This is a genomic window from Streptomyces sp. NPDC088730 (assembly GCF_044751215.1).
GTDB lineage: Bacteria > Actinomycetota > Actinomycetes > Streptomycetales > Streptomycetaceae > Streptomyces.
Map to the genome: position 1 here is coordinate 103,418 of NZ_JBIVLK010000002.1, position 17,566 is coordinate 120,983.

Consider the following 17,566-nt stretch of genomic DNA (forward strand, 5'->3'; position numbering starts at 1 on the left):
CCGGGCTCCAGCCGGGTGCGTGCCACCGCGCGACGCACATCACGCAGAACCACAGGGACTGAAATAAGGGGACGGCCGTGGGAAGAGTCAGGGCAGGACGGCGGACAGGAAGGGGCCGGCTGCGCCGGGGCGTGTGCTGCGTGCTGGGCGGCGCCGCCGTGCTCGCGTCCCTGTTGTCACCCACCGGTCATGATCCGGTGCCGGCGGCCGCGTCCGAACCGGCCTCCGCCGCGGTCAACTACGCGGTCGGCGTGGACGAGTCCGCCAGCCTGGCGGCCGCGGACATGAAGGCGGAGAAGGCCGCCGCCGCGCGGATCGCGATCGGTGACGTCTCCGCGTCCTCGAACGTCACCGTGTTCGGCTTCGCCGCCGCCGAGACCGGTGACCAGCGGGCGGTGGACCCGGTGTGCCCGCGCACCCAACTGGACGCGGCGGGGCGCGAGTCGATCGGCGCGTGCGTCGGCAAGCTGCGCAGCCGCAAGAAGAGCGAGGGCACCGGCACGGACTTCCCGAGCGCCATACGCCAGGGGGTGCACGATCTGAGCACCGGCACCGACCCGTCGGTCCCCCGGGTGCTGTTCCTCCTCACGGACGGCCGGATGGACGTCACGGACAGCGAGAAGTACGGCGGCGAGGCGCACCGCGCGGCCGAGGGCGAGCGGCAGCTGACCGCGGCGCTCAAGGAGGCCGCCGCCCAGCAGGTCCAGATCTGGCCGCTGGGCTTCGGCTCGGCCCCGGACAAGGCGCAGCTCGACCGGATCGCGGCGGGCGGCTACCAGAAGGGCTGCGTCGAACTGCCCTCCGCCCGCCCGAAGGCCGGCAAGGTCTCCGGGGCGAAGGACGTCGGCCCGATGCTGGAGAAGATCTTCGCCGCGGCCCACTGCCTGCGCTACAGCCGGGGCCCCAGTGACCGGCCGCCCACCACGCTGGAGATCGGCGTCTCGCCGCTGGCGACCGTGGGCAGCATCGTGGTCGACAAGGGCGACCCCGAGGTGACGGCGACCTACTTCGACCCGAGCGGCCACAAGGTGCCCACCACGGGCACCTACCGCAAGTCGGAGTTCGAGCTGGCGGGGTCCGGCTCCACCGTCGAGGCGCTGAAGATCACCGACCCGGTGCCCGGCGTCTGGAAGGTGAAGGTCGAGGCACCGGAGGGGCACCGTTCGCTGCCCGTCGGCGTCAGCGTGCTCTGGCACGGCGAGCTGCGCGGGTCCATCGCGATGGACCCGCCGTCCCCGCAGGCCGGGCAGAAGACGAAGGTGGCCATCCGGCTCCAGACCCGCGAGGGCTACGAGATCAAGGACCCGCGCGACTACGAGGGCCTCCAGGTCCGCAGCGAGCTGACCGGTGACGGCTTCGAGCCGGTGGAGCTCACGCTCAACGACGACGGCACGGGAGCCGACCCGGAGAAGGGCGACGGCTCCTTCACCGGGACCGTGCGGGTCCCGGCGAAGGCCGACGGCGCGCTGAAGGTGACCGGCACCCTGACCGCCTCCGGGCTCACAGCCGACGTCCGCAGCGAGAGCGGTGAGGTTCCGCCGGGCGAACCGGCGGTCGTCGCCGGGCTCACCATGCCCACCGCCGACGTCCATCCGGGCGCCACCGTCGAGGGCACCCTGTCGGTGCACAACACCAGCGACGCCCCGCACACCCTGCGGCTGTCCGTCGCCGACATCGGCCGCGACATGCTCACGGTCGGCCCGGCGCGGATCGTGCTGAAGCCCGGCGAGACCGGGACCCGGAAGGTGAGCGTCGAGGTCGCCCCCGCGGACGTCTTCGGGGCCCGGCTCGGCGACGACGGGCTGTCGCTGGGCGGCACCCTGACCGTCGTCGACGACACGGACTCCCGCCGCACGCTGGTGCAGTCCCCGCTGTCGGTGCGGGTGACGCCGGAGCCGGGGATCTGGGCCAGGTACTGGTGGGCGTTCATGGCGGGCGCCGTGCTGCTGGTACTCGTCGCCGTGGCGGTCATCGCCTGGCGCGGGCAGCGCCGCCGCCGCCGGGACCCGTTCGGCCTGCTGCTGCAGCTCGTCTCCCCGGAGGGCGAGGTCCTCAGCGAGCACCCGGCCGGTCACGGGCACAAGCAGTGGTACGAGTTCACCGTCGTGGAACCCCACCGCAGCCCGCGCATCGAGCGGCGCACCCACGGCCAGTACGCCGTCCAGCGCAGCCCCGAGGGCGGGGCCGTACTGCGCAAGCGCGGCAGCGGGCGCACCAGGCTGCCCGTCCAGGGCCGGGTCGAGCTCACGGACAACCTGAGCCTGGCCCTCGGCACCCCGCCGGGCGGCCCGGCCACGGGCCCGTCCGCGCCGAACCCCGCGGACGGGGGCCCGAACAGCTACGACGACACGTACCTGTGACGCGCGGGGGCGGACCGGTGCGCCGGAAACCCGCCCCCCGCGCACGGGCCCATGGACGCAACGAGGACGTACCGAGGACGAACCGGCTGTCACACCGGCCGGAAGCGGGGAGGAAAACATGAAGATCTTCCAGCCGATGCTCTTCGTCGGACTGGGCGGCACCGGTGGTCTGATCGGCGCGGAACTGGAGCGCAAGCTGCGCGCCGAACTCTGCGGTCCGGACGGTGTCGCGCTCAGCCACCTGGGCGGCCACGCCCCCTACCAGCTGCCGGACTGCCTGCAGTTCGTGTACGCGGACTACAGCGAGTCCGACCTCCAGCGGCTGCCGCAGTTCAATGTGGATCCGTCGCTGCGGGCCGCGTACGCCCGCACCTCCCGGGCCACCCACAACCTGCTGCCCAACTTCGACAGCTCGCCCGAAGTGACCAAGATGCTGCGGGCCAGCCTGCGCGAGGAGGTCGCCGACTGGCTGCCGCCGCGCATCGACGAACCGAAGGTCACCCCGCTGCACAACGGTGCGGGCCAGCTGCCCACCGTCGGCCGGGCGGCGCTCTTCGCCACGCTCCGGCACAGCCTCGCCCCGGTACTGGAACCGCTGCTCCAGGCGATCGACGCGATCGCCAGGGCCGCCGGTGAGCTGGCCGAACTGGGCGGCGGCAAGGCCACCGGCTGCGATGTGTTCGTCGCCTTCTCGGTGGCCGGGGGCACCGGCGCCGGGATCTTCCTGGACTACCTGCACCTGATCAACTACGCCTTCCAGCTGCGCCGTTTCGACGGGGTGAAGATCTACCCGCTGGTCGTGATGCCGTCCTCCTTCTCCGCGTCCGGCGGTGGCGGCCGGGAGGCGGAACTCAACGCGGCCCGCGCCCTGGTCGACCTGTTCCGGCTGGTGGACGGGCAGAACGCGCCGACCGAGGGCGAGGAGATCGGCGACCTGGACCACAGCCCCGGGATCGGCATCCGCTACCCCGGCATGACACCGATCCGGCTGCGCACCGGCATCCTGCCCACCGCGTTCCTGTTCAGCCCGACCGCGGGCCTCCGCCAGGACGACCTGCGCCGCTCCATCGTCTCCCTGGTGATGTCGCTGGTCGGCACCGAACTGGGCGACGGGCGCTCCCGGGGCAGGTCCACGACGGCGGACGACGACTTCCAGACGTTCGCCGCGAGCTTCATCAACCGGGGGGTGCAGCGCAGCGCCGTGTCCCCGACCGGGATCGGCAGACAGGGCGTCTCCACCAGCCTGGTGGCCTCGATGACCGCGCCGATGGACCAGCTGGCCGATCTGGTGGCCGGCCGGCTGCTGCGCAGGGCGGTCACGGACCTGGTGGAACGGCCGCGCGCCACGCTGCGGGAGAGCGCCGTACCGATGATCCGGCAGCTGTTCACCGACTCCCAGCTCGAAGAGCTGTGGGAGCGGAAGCAGTTGGACGTGCCGGAGCCCGATCCGCTGCCGCGCGGCAGCAAGGCCATCGAGCAGGCGCTGGCCGAACGCAGTGCGGACATGCAGCGGCTGCTCTCCGACCTCCAGTTCAAGGCCGACCGGCAGGCCGCCTCGATGGCCGACCGGTTCTCGCCGCGCCCCGCCATCGACAAACTCCTCCAGACCGTGGACCCGTTCCTGGCCGAACGCGTCGTGCGGGGCGTCCCCGGCAGCGACGAGCGGATCGCCCGGCTCGGCTTCCTGGGCATGCTCAACAGCCGGGCCGGCGCACCCCCGCGCCCGCAGGGGGTGACGGAGCAGCCGCCCAAGAACCCCCGGATCAGGGGCCGGCTGGCGGGGATGTCCCCGGCCCGCTGGGGCGACGACGACGTGCAGGACGCGCTCCGGGCGCAGGACAGGTGGTACCAGTGGCGCAGCCGCACCGTCTGGCACGAGGCCTGGCGCGAGCAGCAGCAGCGCTGGCAGCCCCACGCGGACACCGCGGGCACCGATCTGGGCCGCCTGGTGAACGCCTTCCGCAAACACTCCGACCAGGAGCGCAAGGAATCGGAGCGCAAGGGCCACGAACTGTACGAGGACCGCACCGGCATCTCGTACCTGCTGCCGCCGCAGCGCACCCTCAACCACTTCTACGAGGACCTGGTCACCCGGCTGATCCGCCGGGAGGGGCTGCGGGAGCACGACGACGAGGCCGCGCTGCTGCTCAAGATGATCGACGGCGACACCTGGCGCCAGGTGCACACGCTGAGCCGGCGCAGCCCGGAGAGAGCCGTCTCCGTCGTCAAGGCGCAGTTGGAGGGCCGGATCACCCGGCTGTTCGCGGAGAGCGGCGAACAGCTGGAGGAGCGGCCGCTGTTGCCCCCGATGGGCACCCTGCTGGCCGCCGCCGCGGGTGACGCGGACGCCACGGACCAGGTCAGCAAGGAGGCCCTCGACCTGTTCGGCCGGAAACTCACCGGGCTGCTGCCGGTGGGCTTCACCCCGGAGGGGACCGGACCGCTGAGGGTCCTGGTCACCCACCCCCGGGTGCAGGCCGTGGACGAGGTCAGGGAGTACCTCGGCAAGACGCTGCGGCTGCCGCCGGACGCGAAGAACTCCGTGGACTACCGGGGCGTGGAGAGCGACTCGATCACGGTTGTCCTGTTCCGCAGCGAGATGAGCCTCACCCAGGTGCCGGAGGCCCGCAAGGTGCTGCGGCAGTGGGCCAGGGCGAAGGAGTCCGAGCAGGCCCAGGACGTGCTGCGCTGGCGTCAGCGGCTCGGTTACGGCGACAGCTGGATGGTGAGCTGCGAGGAGGACCGCCGCACGATCCTGCACCGGTTGCTGTGCTGCATGTGGAACGGCCAGGTGGACGTCGTGTCCGGCGACTCCGCGTCGCCGGAACGGGTGCGGCTGCGGCTGTTCCCGGAGACGGGCCCGAGCGTGCCCGGGGTGCGGCTCCGGCTCGGTGACTTCCCGGGCGGGGTGTCGAGCTGGGCGGAGCTGCTGCGGGCGTACGAGCGATGGACCGTGCTCGACGACGAGCGGACCGTCGAGGACTACTGCCAGGGGCTGATGGGCACCCAGCCGCTGGGGCTGGCCAGGACCGGCAGCGATCCGCATCCGCTCTTCGTCGAGCTGGTCGAGAAGATCGCCCCGCGCCAGCTGGAGCTGCTGGCCGAGCGCCGGGAGCGGGGCGGCGAGCGGGTCGAGGGCTGGGTCCGGCCGCTGTGGGAGTTCTGGGCGGAGACGCTGCCGGCCGCGCTGGACGCCGAGTTCGGGGACCAGCGCGCGGTGCAGCCGACCCTGCGGACCCTGCTGGAGCACGTGCGCGGCGGTACGCCGAAGCCCCGGGCCCGCAAGGAGTTCCCGGAGCCCCGGCGCCCGGTCGCCGATGACGACGACTGGGGCACCTCGCCGGGTGCCTCCGGCGTCTACGCGGCTGCCAAGGGCGACGGCGGTGGTGGTGGCGGTGGCGGCGCGTACCGTCCCCGCGACACCTACGTGGAACCGGAACGCGACACCCGGCGCGAGCGCGACGCGTACGAGACACGCGAGCCGTACCCCGAGCCCGAGCCCTCCGCACGGCCGGAGCGCGAGGCCCACCGGGACCGCGCGCCGTACGATCCGCTGGCGGAGGACCCGGACGACGAGGGGTCCGGCGGCGGCTCCTGGCGCGCCACGCCGCAGGACCGCGCCGACAGGCCGGCCCCCTGGGACAAGGACTCCCCCGGCCGGAGCACACACCGGGACCACGACGACGACGGTGACCGCTACCGGCGCGGGTTCCTGGACGGTGACGCGGAGTGATCACACACGAGGACGTCGCCACGGTCATCCACCTGGACCTGCGCAGCGGCGCCGCCGCACTCGACGCCGCCGAACCGCTGCGGGCCAAGGTCGCCCGGCAGCTGGGCCTCGCCGGGCTGCCGGAGCCCGACGATCCGCTGTTCCTGGTGGTCGACACCCCGGCCGGACTGCTCGACCACCAGCGCCAGTACGAGCTGCTCACCGCCTACCGCGCCGTGGGCGAGGTCAGGATGCTGGTCCTGCTGGTGGGCAGCGCGCCCGGTTCGTACGCCGGCGAGGACGAGGCGTTCCAGCCGGACCGGCGGCTGGACCGGCCCTCGATACTGCGGTCCTCCGGCGTCGCCCTGCTGTGGGCGGGGGACCTGCGCTCCGCCCGCACCGCGCTGGAGCAGCCCGCGCCCGACGACCCGGACGCCCTGGCCGTCCTGGTGGACCTGCTGTCGGTCCCGGACGTCTTCCTGCGGGTGCTCGAAGACCTCGGCTCGCTGCCGGAGGCCGTCGGGACGCCCGGGGTGCGGCTGCTGGAGCAGGACCTGCCCCCGGACGTACGGGACAGGGCCTGGCGCGACGCGCTGCGGCGGTTCGCGGGCGAGGATACCGAGCCGGGTACGGAGCTGCCGCTCGCCGCGTGGTCCGGCGCCGATCTGCCGGAGCCGCTGCGGGGGCTCGCCACGGGCAGGCCGGGCCGCGACCAGCGGCACCGGGAGCCCGGCGGGATGGCGGACAGCGCGTACGGCACGTGCGCGCGGGCCCTGGACCAGGCCCGGGGCACCCTGTCCGAACTGCGGGCGCTGACCGGGCTGCTGCGGGCCTCGCACCGGGAGGCGTTCGAGGCGGATCTCGACCAGGCCCGCGAGGCGCTCGACCAGTACCGGGAGCTCGTCACCAACGCCCTGCACAGCGACGGCGGTTCCGGCACCGCGCCCTCGGCCGCGGAGGCGGCGGCCCGGCTCTCGGCCCTCGGACTGCGGGTGCCGTCCGCCGAGGGGGTGGGCGAGCGGATCGGCGAGGGGCTGCGGGAGTTCGCAGCGAAGCTGATGGGCCAGAAGCTGCCCCTGCGCGCGGTGGCCCAGCGATTCACCGGGCTGGCCGGGCAGGTGGAACCGGTCCCCGGCTCCGCGCTGCTGCCGAAGCTGGCCGACCACTCCGCGCAGGCCGTGGCCCGGCGGTCCGGGAGCCGTGGCGGACCGCTGCCCGAATTCGTCACCGGTCCGGCGGCGACCGCCCTGGCGGCCGTGGCGGGGGCGCTCGGCGCGCTGTGGCAGTGGCCCCTCGCGCTGCTCGCGGTCATCGTTCCGGCGGTGTTCTTCGGCGTGGCGGGGCTCGGCGCGTCCCGGCTCCGCGACGAGCCCGCCGCCCACCGCTCGGCCGGCCCCCGGGCCGGGGCGCTCTGCGGCGCCGCCGCCGGGCTGGTCATCGCGTACCTCACGGACCCGCCGCTCTGGCTGTCCACCGCCGGGCTGCTGGTGGGGGCCGTCCTCGCGGTGGAGACGGCCCGCAGACTCTGGGACGCGGCGGCCGCCTACTGGGCCGCGGGCCAGGGGGCGACCGCGCTGCGCCGGGCCCTGGACGGGCTCGACGGGCTGCTGGCCGACGTGGTCCGTGAGCACTGGGCGGCCGAGGAGCGGCTGTACTGCGCGGACGCGGCACGGTCCGTGGCCGGGATGCTGCGGGCCACGGCGGCCGCCGCGGACGCCGAGGCGGTATCCGCCCCCGGGCAGGCCCCGGCGCACGCGGGGTCCCCGTCCGGTCCGCCGGCCGTGCGGGACTGGCTGGACAGCTCGTCGGCCCTGGAGGGCGACGCGTTCGCCGCGCCCGAAGACGAGAACGCCGACTGGGCGAACGCGTACACCTGGCAGGACGAGCCGTCCTGGGAAGAGCCCTCCTGGGAAGAGCCGGCGGGCGGCCCGGACGCCGCCGCCATGCCCGCCGACCCGTGGCAGGACCGCACGGCCGCGACCCCGCGCTGGCTGGACCGCGAGACCGGGGAGGGCGGCTCCGAGCTGGTCGCCACCCTGACCGACGACCTCAACGACGCCGCGACAGTCGCGATGACCCCGTACTGGGGCGCCGTGGAACGCGGCCAGGCCGGCACCCACGCCGTCCACAACACGCAGGAGCGGGTGCGCAGGCTGCTCTCCTCCGCCCGCCACCACCTCCGGCGCAACGGGGTACTGGCGCCGCCGCCGTTCGCCGCCGGCCACCGCGCCCGCACCAGCTCCGCGAACCTGCTGGGCACCGATCCGCACGGGGTCGCCGAACTGGTCGGCGCCGAGACCGACCGGCGGGCCGTGGTGCAGCTGTCCTCGCCCGAGCAGGGGACACTGCTCAGCCGCGACCCCGAGGCCGCGGTATGGATCCGCTTCGCACCGCAGGCCGTCCGGGGCGAGGTCGAGACGGCCTGGCGGGCCATCGGCTCACCGCATCCGCAGGACGTGCTGTGGACCTCGTCGGGCCGCTACGCCGGCCTCATCCGGCTCACCCCGCTGCGCATGGGCGTGGTGGAGAACGTCCGGCCCTACCAGAGCCCCCGGAACCCCGCGGGCGACTGGCTGGAGTACGAGGAGAAGGACGGCGACCGCTGGTGACCAGCACCTCTCACCCACACCTGGCGGAGCCGGGGAGCCCGCGGCGGACCACGCTCTCGTTCAACACGCCCGAGGGCGGGCGCCGCACTACGCCCGCCCGCCTGGCCCCGCGCGAGTCCCGCCGCGATCCGCAGCTGCCCCAGCGGATCCGCAGCGGCATCCTCGACGACGAGAGCCAGAGCTGCGTCCAGGTGTGGCTGGCCCCCGCCGACGCCAAGAACCCGGCGGCGCGCGCCCTGCTGGACAGGGAGACGGGCACCGCCCTGCGGCTGTACCGGACCTTCCGCGAACCGCCGGACAAGTCGCTCTTCCCCAGGATCATCGGCCACGAGCTGGACACGCCGGAGCCGTACCTGCTGTACGAGCCGCCGCGCGGCCTCCCCGCCGCCCGCACGCACGTGATGTCCGCGACCGATCTGCGCCCCCTCGCCCACGGACTGATGCGGGCCATGTCCCTGCTGGACGGCCAGGGCCTGGTGCCCCTCGGTATCTCGCCGGCCACCGTGCTGTGGGACGGCACCTCGCTCCAGCTCTGGGGGCTGGAGGCGGTGGTCCGCGCCGGACGGCCGAGGACCCGGTGGGGCCGGACGCCCTACTGCTCGCCCGAACAGCGCCGGGCGGAGGGGCTGACCGACCCGCGCGACGGGGTGTGGAGCGCCGCCCAGGTGCTCTACCAGCTGGTCACCGGACGGCCGGGGCCCGCGGACCGGGCACCCGCCGACCTCGCCTCGCACCGGGTGCTGGCCGAGACGCTGCGGGGCGCCTTCGCCCCGATCGCCCGCGACCGGCCGACGCCCGCCGCCCTGCTCGACCTGCTGGAACCCGGCGCGTCCCGGCGCCTCGCGCTCGACGCGCCCGCCGACGAATCGCGCCCCCACCGGGAGGCGTTCGAGCAGACGCTGCGCCTGAAACGGCAGGCGCCCGCCGCCGAACCGGACGACGAGCGGGACGGGGCGGGGGCTGGCGAGGTCGTCTGCCCGTACTGCCTGGAGAACATCCGGCTCGACCTCGGCTCGCTGTTCGTCACCGACAGCAGGATGCAGTACCAGCCGCTCAACCCCTCGGGCATCGCCAACCCGCTGCGGCGCCAGGACATCATGCGCGGCGCCGTCCAGAAGTGCACGGCCGATCCGGACTTCCCCGAACACTTCATCCCGGTGCCCTATCTGACGTACGGAAAGCCGCTGACCATCGCGATGGTCGGCCAGTCCTCCACCGGCAAGAGCCATCTGCTGACCCAGATGATCGCGGCGATCACCGACGGCGGCCTTGAGCCGTTCGGCCTCCAGTGGCAGTCCGTCAACCCGGCGCAGCACGCGCGGTTCGTACGGGAACGGGTCCAGCCGCTGCGCGACGGCCAGGTCCTCGACCACACCAGCGGCGTCGGCCTGGACGGCTTCGCCCGCTTCGTGGAGTCCCTGCTGATCACCGACGCGCAGGGGCGGGTGCGGCCGGTCGCCTTCTTCGACCTGGGCGGCGAGGACCTCGTACGGACCGACTCCGCGCTCCGCTTCCTGCTCGGGGTCGACGCCATGGTCTTCGTCGTCGACCCGGCGCTCGCGCTCCCGCTGCCGCAACTGGACCACGCCAGGCAGCACTTGGGCCTTGAGGTGAACCGGGACGGCGATCTCGCCTTCGCCACCGTCCTGGACCGGCTGCCGAAGAACGGCCCGTACCTGGACGTGGCGGCCGCGATGGTGCTCGGCAAGGCCGATCTGCTGCGCTTCCAGCCGCCCGTCGACCGCTGGCTGGGCGAGGCCCCGCCCACCGCGCTCGACCCCGCGCTGACCCGCGAGGAGAGCGGGGACGTCTACGCGCTGCTGCGCCGGCTCGCCGGGCAGGCGTGGCTGCGCCCGTTCGACACGATCCGCCGGTGCACCCTGCACATCTCCTCCGCCACCGGTGGCCAGGAGGCCGAGGGCCACTACCCGGCCGGGACGGGGCCGCGCCGGGTGCTGGAACCGCTGCTGTCGCTGCTCGCGATGCACGGACTGATCGAAGTGCCCGGCGGCGCGGAGGCGTTCGCGGTGGGAAAGGCGCCCGCGCTGGAAGCGGTGCCGCTGTCGGAAGCGAGTGATTCCCCGAGAGAGGAAACGATGTGAGCGACTTCCAGGACCGGAGGCCCGCTCACCGGGACCCGGCCGGATCGCGCGGACCGGGCGGGCAGCGGCCCCGGCGGCGCGGCGAAGAGCCGGGCCCGGTGCACCAGGCGGTCTTCCGCTGGGAGGGCAACCAGGGCCGCCAGGGCACCGGCATGAAGGCCGTCGCCTACTCGTGCCCGGCCGAGCTCGCCGACGAACTGGGCCGGGAACTGGGTCCGTTGCTGTGGGTGTCCGGCACGGCGGCCCCGTATCCGAGCGTCGTGCGCACCCGGACGGCCGACGGCCGGATCATGCTCGTCCGCCGCTGGCCCACCACGGACCGGGGCGGCCGGCCCAGCACGGTCAGCCACGCCCTGATCGGTGACGCGCGGACCCTGGGCACCGAGAACTGCCTCGGTCTCGCGCACGGCGGCTGGGGCAGCACCCGGGAGTCCGCGGAACAGGCCTCCGGAGAGCGGAAACCGGTGGCGTTCTCCCAGCTCACACCTCTGGTGTCCCAGCGGCTGCCCGGCATGACGAACCAGCTGGCGAGCGTACGGAGCACGCTGGTCCTGGTCGCCGCGGAGTGGCTGCGCGATCCGGAGCAGCGGGTGTCGCTCCTGACGAACGAGGTGGACCCGGGCGGCGGGCTCGACCCGGCCGAGGTGCCGCTGGTGTACCTGGGGCTGTACCGGCTGTTCGGTTCCTGGCTGGGCCAGGACTGGACGTTCGCCACCTACGACACCTCCGACACCCACCAGCTGCGCCTGATGTGCGTGTCGCGCTGGGAGCCGGACGCGGGCGGCTCCGGTCCGCTGGCCCGGGTCACCGGGCGGATGGCGGGCGAGGCGACGTTCGAACACGCGGCGGCCGCCCGGCTGGTGGACCACCTCCTCGCCCACCCGGCCGCCGCCCCGGGGGTGCCTCAGCTGACCGAACTGCTCAGGGACGGCGCGGCACTGGGCCGGCAGCGGCGGCGCGCCCGGCTCCAGGAGATCCTGTTCCCCGAGCACCGCCGCGGCGCGCGCACCGCCGCCTCTCCCCGCCTCGGCCGGGAGGCGGACCCCGCCCCGGAGGAACCGGGCCGCTTCCCGGAGCCCGCCCTCTCGCCGGAGGAGACGGACCGCTACCGGAAGCCCTCCCGAGCCCCGGAACCGGAACCGGAACGGCCGGACCGCACCCCGGAACCGCAACGACGGGAACGGCCGGAACGCATCCCGGAACCGGAACGACGGGAACGGCCGGAACGCATCCCGGAACCGGAACGACCGGATCGGCCGGACCGCGTCCCCGAACCGGAACGTTCTCGCGCCCCGGAACCGGACTACACCGCGGAAGGACCGCTGCCCCGCGCCCCCGAGGCGGAGTACGACTCGCGGACACCGCCCGGACGCCCGGCGACCCCCTGGGCGGAGCGCGCCGCCACCGCCCCGGCCGAACGCCCCGAGCCGCTGCCGGAACCCTTCGCTCCGCCGCCCCCCGGCACGCCACCGACGCACTCGGCCCAGACCCCGCACCCGGCCACGGCGCCGCCCCCGCACCACGCCGAGCCGCCCGTATCCGGGTATCCGCGTCTCCCGGGCGGCTACACACCCGCACCGGCCGCCCGCGAAACGCCGCTCCGCGAGGCTCTCCACGGCCTCCGGCGCGGCGACACCGCCGGACACGATGCGCTCGCGGAACGCCTGCGCGGCGTCTCCGACGAGCGGCTGCTGGCCGAACTACGCTCCGAGGGGCTGCCGCAGGCGCCCCTGGAGCTGCTGCTGAACGAGCTGGGGAGCGTCGGCCGGACTTCGACGCGACCGGAGCCGATGCGCCACGAGCTGTGCGGGGAAGTGCTCCGCCACGGCCTGTACTTCACACCGAACAGGCCGGGCTCGGAGGCCGTCACGCGGATGTCCCTGGCCGCACAGTCGGCCAGGCTGTTCAGCTGGGCGGTCGCTCCGCTGGCCCGGGACGGGCGCTATCTGCTCGATCTCCAGGAGCTGCTGCACCGCATGAGCCGGGACCGCGACCTCAGCGCGGGCAGCTGGCTCCGGCAGAGCATCACCGACCCTCCCAGCGGCGTCGCACCCGATCTTCCGCCCGCCCTGTGGCAGCAGCTCCTGCGGGACACGGCCACCCGGACCACGTCGCCGTACCAGGCACCACGGACCCCGCAACCGCCCCTGTCCCCGCTCACCCCCGCACCGGTTTCCCCGTCGGCTCCTCAGGAGTCCCCGGGCTGGCGGAGCCGCATCACCGAACGGACGAACCAGGCCGGCTGCGTGGTCGGGTGCACCCTCGGACTGCTCGCCGTGCTGATCGCGGTCGTGGTCGTCTTCGTGTGACGGTGCTCGCCGGGCCGGGACGGCGGGCGCCGTGTGGGCTGTTCCGGGAGCCTTTCGGATTCTCGCGAGAAATCTCCGGCGCGGTGTCGAGGACCGTCCGGCGGTTCCGACGTCCCCTGTGAAAGCCGCCCACGCGGGGCGGCGGGACACAGGGAGCGGAACCATGAAGTACCTGGTGATGGTGCAGGGCTCGCAGGCCGGCTACGAGGCGATGCGCGGCAACGCGAGCGACGGGGTACCGGCCTGGAGCGAGAAGGACGTGCGGGCCATGTTCACGTTCATGGGCTCGGTCAACGACGATCTCGCCGAGAGCGGTGAGCTCATCGACGCCAACGGCCTGACCGAACCGGCCAGGACCCGGTTCGTCCGGGCGGGCGAGGACGGCCGTCCGGTGATCACCGACGGTCCGTACGGGGAGACCAAGGAGGTGCTCGCCGGGTACTGGGTGCTCGACTGCGAGAGCCTGGAACGGGTCACCGAGATCGCCGCACGCGTCGCGCGGTGCCCGGTGCCCGCCGGTTCACCCGACAGCGCGGTGGTCATCCGGCCGATCGACGACCTCGGAGGCGATGTGTGAGACGTACGAGCGAGGTCGAGGACCTGCTGCGGCTGCACGCGCCGCAGGTCCTCGGCGCGCTGGTGCGCCGGTACGGGCACTTCGACCCGGCCGAGGACGCGGTGCAGGAGGCACTGCTCGCCGCGGCCCGGCAGTGGCCGGAGCAGGGGGTGCCGGACAACCCGCGCGGCTGGCTGATCCGGGTGGCCTCCCGGCGGCTGGTGGACCGGCTGCGCAGCGACGAGGCCCGGCGGGCGCGCGAGGAGACGGCGGCCGCGCTCACGCCCCGGGACGCGTTCACCGCGCCGCCGCCCGACGAGACCGCGCCGGGCGGCAGCCGGGCGCCGTCCGACGACGACACCCTCACCCTGCTCTTCCTGTGCTGCCATCCGGAGCTGGCCCCGGCCGCGCAGATCGCGCTGACACTGCGGGCGGTCGGCGGGCTCACCACCGCCGAGATCGCCCGCGCCCATCTCGTCCCCGAGGCGACGATGGCCCAGCGGATCAGCCGGGCGAAGCGGAGGGTCCGGGGCGCGGCCTTCGTCCAGCCGGGCCCGGCCGACCGTGACGGGCGGCTCGGGGCCGTGCTCCAGGTGCTCTACCTGATCTTCAACGAGGGCTACACCGCGACCTCCGGGCGCGCTCTGCACCGCGCCGAACTGGCGCGGGAAGCGATCCGGCTGACCCGCTCCGTGCGCCGGCTGCTGCCCCGGGACGGCGCGGTGGCGGGGCTCCTGGCACTGATGCTGCTGACCGAGGCACGGAGCGCCGCGCGCACCGGGCCGGACGGTGAGCTGGTCCCGCTCGACGAGCAGGACCGCACCCGCTGGGACCGCGCGGCCGTCACCGAGGGCATCGCCCTTGTCGAGGAAGCGCTGCGCGAGGGCCCGGCCGGCCCCTACCAGGTGCAGGCGGCCATCGCGGCACTGCACGACGAGGCACCCCGCGCCGAGGACACCGACTGGCCGCAGATCCTCGCGCTGTACGACGTCCTCGTCCGCCTCACCCCCGAGCCGATGGCCGAACTGGGCCGGGCCGTCGCCGTCGCGATGGTGCACGGGCCGCGGGCCGGACTGGCCGAGGCCGACGCGCTCCGGGACCGGCTCGCGGGCAACCACCGGCTGGACGCCGTCCGCGCCCACCTGCTCGAACGGGCCGGCGACCCGGCGGGCGCCCGCGCCGCCTATCGCGCGGCGGCCGCCGCCACCCTGAGCCTTCCCGAATCCCGCTACCTGCACGGACGCGCGGACCGGCTCGGCGGGTGACCGGCGGCTTCCCGTGCCGGTGCCGATGCCACGCTCCTGCCCCCGGCGGCACAGTGGCCGGGCGGGCCCACCGAGGGGCGCGGTGACGAGAACGGACGGAGAAACGGCGGCAAACGGCTGCAATCGGCGGCGAACCGCTCCGCCCACGGTGGTGGTGCTGGCCGTCGCACCCCGCTCTCGCGATGATCGGGCCATGACCAAGAGCGACAACGGACGAGACATCACCCTCCGGATCGCCCAGCAGCCGGAGGCGGACGAGTTCCTCGCGCGCAGTCCGCTCGCCGCCCTCGTGGGCATGCTGCTGGACCAGCAGGTGCCGATGGAGTGGGCCTTCTCCGGCCCGTACGCCCTGGCGCAGCGGATGGGCGGGGACGATCTGGACGCCCATGAGATCGCGACGTACGACCCCGAGGCGTTCATCGAGCTGTTCACCGCCAAACCCGCGTTGCACCGCTACCCGGGCTCCATGGCCAAGCGGGTGCAGCAGCTGTGCCAGTACCTGGTGGCGCAGTACGACGGTGCGGCGAGCGCGGTGTGGGACGACGCCGCCACCGGGGCCGAGCTGCGGAAGCGGCTGAACGCGCTGCCCGGGTACGGCACCCAGAAGTCGCAGATCTTCCTGGCGCTGCTGGGCAAGCAGTTCGGCGTCCGGCCACCGGGCTGGCGCGAGGCGGCGGGACCGTACGGGGAGGACGGCTCGCACCGCTCGGTCGCCGACATCACCGGCCCCGAGTCGCTCGCCGAGGTCCGGGCGTACAAGCAGGAGGCCAAACAGGCCGCCAAGGCAGCGAAGGCCGCCGCGAAGGGCAGATGAGCGCGGCGGCCCGGCTCACGGAATTCCGGTATAGCCGCTTATATGCCCTTGCGGCCGGCGGTGCAGTCCGGTCCCATGGCTGCGCCCGGAGGGTCCAGGCCGGTAGGCTTTCCGTGTGATCTTCAAGCGCATCGGAAATGGGCAGCCTTATCCCGACCACGGCCGGGAAAGCACCCGGCAGTGGGCGGACGTCGCGCCGCGCCCGGTCCGCCTCGACCAGCTCGTGACCACCAAGGGCCAGCTGGATCTCGAAACCCTCCTCGCCGAGGACTCCACCTTCTACGGCGATCTGTTCGCGCACGTCGTGAAGTGGCAGGGCGACCTCTACCTGGAGGACGGGCTGCACCGCGCGGTCCGGGCCGCGCTCCAGCAGCGTCAGGTACTGCACGCCCGCGTACTCGAACTCGGCTGAGACACCACACACTCCCCCGCCGTCCGGGGTTCGTTCGGGTGCATTCCCACTCGGACGGGTGCGATCCATTGATCATTTAGTAGGCATCATCACCGGGTCGCACTACGCTGCGCCCATGAGCATGCTCACTCCCCCAGGCATGGGCGGAAAGTACCGCATCACGGGTGACAAGTACCCGCGCATGCGGCGCCCCCGCCGCCGCACCAAACTGGTCCTCGCGACCGTCGCCTCCGTGGCCGCGCTGGGCGTGGCCGGATGGGGCACGCTGCAGCTCATCGACGTCTTCACGGGCGGCGACAAGACGGCCAGCGCGGCCGACCGCAAGGCGGACTGCCCGTCCGCCGAGCCGTCCGCGCACGCCGTGGCGCTGCCGAAGCCCGCGAAGATCAAGGTGAACGTCTACAACGCGACCCCGCGCGGCGGGCTCGCGAAGGCGGCGGCCGACGAGCTGAAGAAGCGCGGGTTCGCGATCGGCAAGGTCGGCAACGCCCCGGCCGCGTACGACAAGAAGGTCGCCGGGACCGGCATACTGCTGGGCGCCCCCACCGCGGTCAACGGCACCTTCCCGGTGCTCGGCACGCAGCTGCCGGGGGCCGCGACGAAGACCGACGCCCGCAAGACCGCGGACGTCGATCTGATCATCGGTACGAAGTTCAAGGCGTTCAGCACGCCCCGGGCGGCCTCCACCGCCCTGACGGCCCTGCTCAAGCCCTCCCCCGCACCGTCCTCCTGCTGAGGGACGGGCGGGGGGGCCGCGCCGACAGGACCTAGTCGGCGGTGCCGTACATCCGGTCACCCGCGTCGCCCAGGCCCGGCACGATGTAGCCGTTCTCGTTGAGGCGCTCGTCGACCGAGGCGGTGACCACGGTGACCGGCGTACCCGCCAGCTCGCGCTCCATCACCTCGACGCCCTCGGGCGCGGCGAGCAGCACGACGGCGGTGACGTCGTCCGCACCGCGCTTGATCAGCTCCCGGATGGCCGCGACCAGGGTGCCGCCGGTGGCCAGCATCGGGTCCAGGACGTACACCTGGCGTCCCGAGAGGTCCTCGGGCATCCGGGACGCGTACGTGGACGCCTGGAGCGTCTCCTCGTCACGGATCATCCCCAGGAAGCCCACCTCCGCGGTCGGCAGCAGCCGCACCATGCCGTCGAGCATGCCGAGGCCGGCCCGCAGGATCGGCACGACCAGGGGCCGGGGGTACGAGAGCTTCACTCCGGTGGTGGGTGTCACCGGGGTCTCGATGTCGACCTGCTCGGTGCGCACATCGCGGGTGGCCTCGTACGCGAGCAGGGTGACCAGCTCGTCGGCGAGGCGCCGGAAGGTCGGGGAGTCGGTGCGCTTGTCGCGCAGGGTGGTGAGTTTGTGCGCGACCAGCGGGTGGTCGACGACGTGGATCCGCATGGGACCCACAGTAGCCGCGCCTCC

General features: G+C 73.9%; 11 protein-coding genes. 10 read left to right on the top strand and 1 reads right to left on the bottom strand.

Annotated elements, in window-relative coordinates; genetic code table 11:
- Positions 1–77 precede the first annotated feature (77 nt).
- From ACIP89_RS07340 to ACIP89_RS07385, 10 genes are all read left to right on the top strand, one after another.
- Positions 78–2,360, top strand: a complete 2,283-nt coding sequence (locus ACIP89_RS07340; RefSeq protein WP_402113625.1) for a VWA domain-containing protein — start codon at positions 78–80, stop codon at positions 2,358–2,360.
- A 118-nt stretch (positions 2,361–2,478) separates the two neighbouring features.
- The gene (locus ACIP89_RS07345) at positions 2,479–6,093 is read left to right on the top strand and encodes a tubulin-like doman-containing protein (RefSeq protein ID WP_402113628.1); all 3,615 of its coding nucleotides are present in this window, start codon (positions 2,479–2,481) and stop codon (positions 6,091–6,093) included.
- On the top strand, positions 6,090–8,681 hold the full coding sequence (locus ACIP89_RS07350; RefSeq protein WP_402113630.1) for a hypothetical protein: 2,592 nt from the start codon (positions 6,090–6,092) through the stop codon (positions 8,679–8,681). Before ACIP89_RS07345 ends, ACIP89_RS07350 begins: the two co-directional genes overlap by 4 nt.
- Positions 8,678–10,783, top strand: coding sequence for a hypothetical protein (locus ACIP89_RS07355; RefSeq protein ID WP_401925778.1), 2,106 nt, complete (start codon positions 8,678–8,680; stop codon positions 10,781–10,783). The genes ACIP89_RS07350 and ACIP89_RS07355 overlap by 4 nt, the downstream gene beginning before the upstream one ends.
- The gene (locus ACIP89_RS07360; protein WP_402113632.1) at positions 10,780–13,092 is read left to right on the top strand and encodes a hypothetical protein; all 2,313 of its coding nucleotides are present in this window, start codon (positions 10,780–10,782) and stop codon (positions 13,090–13,092) included. Before ACIP89_RS07355 ends, ACIP89_RS07360 begins: the two co-directional genes overlap by 4 nt.
- 163 nt (positions 13,093–13,255) lie before the next feature.
- Positions 13,256–13,669 carry a YciI family protein gene (locus ACIP89_RS07365; RefSeq protein WP_401925782.1) on the top strand — a complete coding sequence of 138 codons (414 nt, stop codon included), beginning with the start codon at positions 13,256–13,258 and terminating at the stop codon, positions 13,667–13,669.
- Complete coding sequence (locus ACIP89_RS07370; RefSeq protein WP_401925784.1) at positions 13,666–14,913, top strand: RNA polymerase sigma factor; 1,248 nt, start codon at positions 13,666–13,668, stop codon at positions 14,911–14,913. Before ACIP89_RS07365 ends, ACIP89_RS07370 begins: the two co-directional genes overlap by 4 nt.
- A 193-nt stretch (positions 14,914–15,106) precedes the next feature.
- The gene (locus ACIP89_RS07375; protein ID WP_401925787.1) at positions 15,107–15,727 is read left to right on the top strand and encodes an HhH-GPD-type base excision DNA repair protein; all 621 of its coding nucleotides are present in this window, start codon (positions 15,107–15,109) and stop codon (positions 15,725–15,727) included.
- Between the two features lie 115 nt (positions 15,728–15,842).
- Entirely contained in the window at positions 15,843–16,139 is a 297-nt protein-coding gene (locus ACIP89_RS07380; RefSeq protein ID WP_073736427.1) for a type II toxin-antitoxin system VapB family antitoxin, read from the top strand.
- 139 nt (positions 16,140–16,278) lie between these two features.
- Complete coding sequence (locus ACIP89_RS07385) at positions 16,279–16,875, top strand: LytR C-terminal domain-containing protein (RefSeq protein ID WP_401926730.1); 597 nt, start codon at positions 16,279–16,281, stop codon at positions 16,873–16,875.
- A 31-nt stretch (positions 16,876–16,906) separates the two neighbouring features.
- Here ACIP89_RS07385 and upp read toward each other — a convergent pair whose 3' ends face one another.
- Complete coding sequence (gene upp, locus ACIP89_RS07390) at positions 16,907–17,542, bottom strand: uracil phosphoribosyltransferase (protein ID WP_390088694.1); 636 nt, start codon at positions 17,540–17,542, stop codon at positions 16,907–16,909.
- Between the last annotated feature and the right edge of the window lie 24 nt (positions 17,543–17,566).

Bases quoted from the DNA above. Each gene is read 5' to 3' on its own strand.
- ACIP89_RS07365 (WP_401925782.1), top strand. From the start codon at position 13,256: ATGAAGTACCTGGTGATGGTGCAGGGCTCGCAGGCCGGCTACGAGGCG.
- ACIP89_RS07385 (WP_401926730.1), top strand. From the start codon at position 16,279: ATGGGCGGAAAGTACCGCATCACGGGTGACAAGTACCCGCGCATGCGG.
- ACIP89_RS07345 (WP_402113628.1), top strand. From the start codon at position 2,479: ATGAAGATCTTCCAGCCGATGCTCTTCGTCGGACTGGGCGGCACCGGT.
- upp (WP_390088694.1), bottom strand. From the start codon at position 17,542: ATGCGGATCCACGTCGTCGACCACCCGCTGGTCGCGCACAAACTCACC.
- ACIP89_RS07375 (WP_401925787.1), top strand. From the start codon at position 15,107: ATGACCAAGAGCGACAACGGACGAGACATCACCCTCCGGATCGCCCAG.